Here is a 2523-nt window from a genome sequence, read left to right as displayed (position 1 = left end):
TGCGTCTCCAGCAACAGATCGCCCAGCGCGCCCAGCGCCAGCGCACCGGTCAGCAACCACCCGTCCGCACTCCGCGCCCGCGTCGTTGCCCAGATCGCCAGCAATGCCACCCCACTGGTCTTCCACGCCGGACCCCACACGCCCGGATCGACCAGCCCCCACGCATGCAGGCAGTAACTCGCCCCCGCGATCACCGCCGCCCCGAACAGCCACCCCATCGCATCCCCTTTCCTACAAGCCTCCCCTTGGCGTAAGGGCTTGGCAGGGGTCCGGCACCGCCGGACACGTGTCAAGCACGCGCATGACAACCCGCATTTTTTGTCAGTTTCCCCACCAAAGGGTGTCAGGCTCGATCCTCATGAATAGCCATCAAGTCCATATCATCGGCGGTGGCCTCGCCGGGTCCGAAGCGGCGTGGCAGCTCGCCAACGCCGGCGTCCGGGTAAAGCTGTCCGAAATGCGTGGGTCAGGCGACATGACCCCCGCGCACCAGACCACCGGCCTTGCCGAACTCGTCTGCTCGAACAGCTTCCGCTCGGACGATGCCGAGCGGAACGCGGTCGGCCTGCTGCATCAGGAAATGCGCGACCTCGGCTCGCTGATCATGGCACAGGGCGATGCGCACAAGGTGCCGGCCGGCTCCGCGCTCGCGGTGGACCGCGACCTGTTCTCCGACGGCGTCACCGCCGCGCTCGAAGCGCATCCCAACATCACGATCGTGCGCGAACGCATCGACCAGCTTCCGTCCGAGGGGCTGACCATCGTCGCCACCGGGCCGCTCACCGCCCCCGGCCTGGCCGACAGCATCGGTGCCGCGACCGGCAGCGACGCTCTCGCCTTTTTCGACGCCATCGCCCCGATCGTCCATTTCGAGAGCATCGACATGGACAAGGCATGGTTCCAGTCGCGCTGGGACAAGGTCGGCCCCGGCGGGAATGGCAAGGATTATATCAACTGCCCGATGACGAAGGAGCAGTATCTCGCCTTTCATCAGGGCCTGCTCGACGGCGAGAAGAGCGAGTTCAAGGACTGGGAAAACGTCCCCTATTTCGAAGGCTGCATGCCGATCGAGGTGATGGCCGAGCGCGGGGTCGACACGCTGCGCTACGGGCCGATGAAGGGCGTCGGTCTCGACGATCCGCGCACCGCGTGCGACGAATTCCCCAATGGCCGCTGGCCCTATGCCGTGGTCCAGCTGCGTCAGGACAATGCCACCGGCACGTTGTGGAACATGGTCGGCTTCCAGACCAAGCTCAAATATGCCGAACAGGTCCGCCTGTTCCGCACCATCCCCGGCCTCGAAAATGCCGAATTCGCCCGATTGGGCGGCCTGCACCGCAACACCTTCATCCGCTCGCCCGAGCTGCTCGATCCGACACTACGCCTGAAGAGCCGCCCGCATATCCGCTTCGCCGGCCAGGTGACGGGGTGCGAGGGCTATGTCGAAAGCAGTGCCATCGGCCTGCTGGCGGGCCGCTTTGCCGCGGCCGAGATCCTCGGCCGCGACCTCACCCCGCCCCCGGTCGAGACCGCGCTCGGCGCGCTGCTCGGCCACATTACCGGCGGCGCGGAAGTCGAAACCTATCAGCCGATGAACGTCAATTTCGGCCTGATGCCACCGATCGAGGGGCGGACCAAAAAGGCCGACCGCAAATTGCTCTACACCGCCCGCGCCCGCGCGGCGTTCGCACAGTGGCTCAAGGCGGCCTAGCTTACTCCTCTGCCTCGGCGAGCGCCTTGGCGACCTCCGCCCGGCAGTCGCAGCGCGGCGCTGTCTTGGGCTTGCGCTTCGGCGCGGTGGTCGCGAATTCGGCGCGGGTCAGCGTCCCCGACTTGTCCTTGTCGGCGGCGGCAAAGCGGGTCGAGGTGCGCACCGCCCATTCCTCGAACGACAATTTGCCGTCGCCATTGCTGTCCAGCTTGGCAAAGGCCTTGCGCCGCGGCTGCTGCAGTTCGGCGAGCGAGACCAGCCCGTTCTTGTCCTTGTCGTTGCGATCGAAGCGTTTTTCTTCCCGGGTCCGGTCCGGGGCCTGCGGCACTTCCGCCGTCTCAGCCGCCGGTTCCGCCCCGGCCTGGGCAGCCCTAGCCGGCGGCGGCGTTGGCAAGGGTTCAGGAGTCGCCCGACTCTGGAACAGGAACACCCCGGCCCCCGCCAACAGCAACGCCGCAACCCCGCCTGCAAGATATCGCCACATCCCGACTCTCCCCCGTCGCAGCGCCAGGCTAACGCCTCCAGCAGCGGCAGCAAGCGCTCAGCGCCCGGTCATCCGATGCCACAAGGCCCGCAACGTCCGTTTCGGCGATCCCACCGGCACCCCGGCCAGATCCATCCGTGCCAGCAGCGCCATCGCCCCCAGCGCCCGTCCCTTCCCGCTCCACCGCGCCGAACCGGCCTCGGCCAGCGCAGCCTCAGCCATCCGCCGCGCCGCTGCCGCCTCGGCGGGATCGCTCAATTTCCCCGCCAGATCGGCCAGCGCCCAGCCCTCCCCGGCCTGTTCCAGCGGATCGGAAGCGGCAGCCCCC

2 protein-coding genes and 2 pseudogenes are annotated in these 2523 nt (G+C 67.7%); 1 reads left to right on the top strand and 3 read right to left on the bottom strand.

The window, feature by feature from the left end; all coding sequences use genetic code 11:
- Nucleotides 1–218: pseudogene (locus AX681_RS05225) on the bottom strand (lysoplasmalogenase); the annotation flags it as partial.
- Nucleotides 219–358: 140 nt separating this feature from the next.
- Here AX681_RS05225 and trmFO point away from each other — a divergent pair.
- Nucleotides 359–1711 carry a methylenetetrahydrofolate--tRNA-(uracil(54)-C(5))-methyltransferase (FADH(2)-oxidizing) TrmFO gene (gene trmFO / locus AX681_RS05220; protein WP_066663042.1) on the top strand — a complete coding sequence of 451 codons (1353 nt, stop codon included), beginning with the start codon at nt 359–361 and terminating at the stop codon, nt 1709–1711.
- Between the two features lies 1 nt (nt 1712).
- On the opposite strand, the gene AX681_RS05215 is transcribed toward trmFO, so the two are convergent.
- A complete protein-coding gene (locus AX681_RS05215; protein ID WP_066663039.1) occupies nt 1713–2195 on the bottom strand; it encodes an EF-hand domain-containing protein in 483 nt (160 codons plus the stop codon).
- A 57-nt stretch (nt 2196–2252) separates the two neighbouring features.
- Nucleotides 2253–2523, bottom strand: a pseudogene (locus AX681_RS22360) (squalene/phytoene synthase family protein); the annotation flags it as partial.

The sequence above is a fragment of the Sphingomonas sp. CCH9-E2 genome, assembly GCF_001557215.1.
GTDB lineage: Bacteria > Pseudomonadota > Alphaproteobacteria > Sphingomonadales > Sphingomonadaceae > Sphingomonas.
This window is presented reverse-complemented; position numbering and strand designations above follow the sequence as displayed.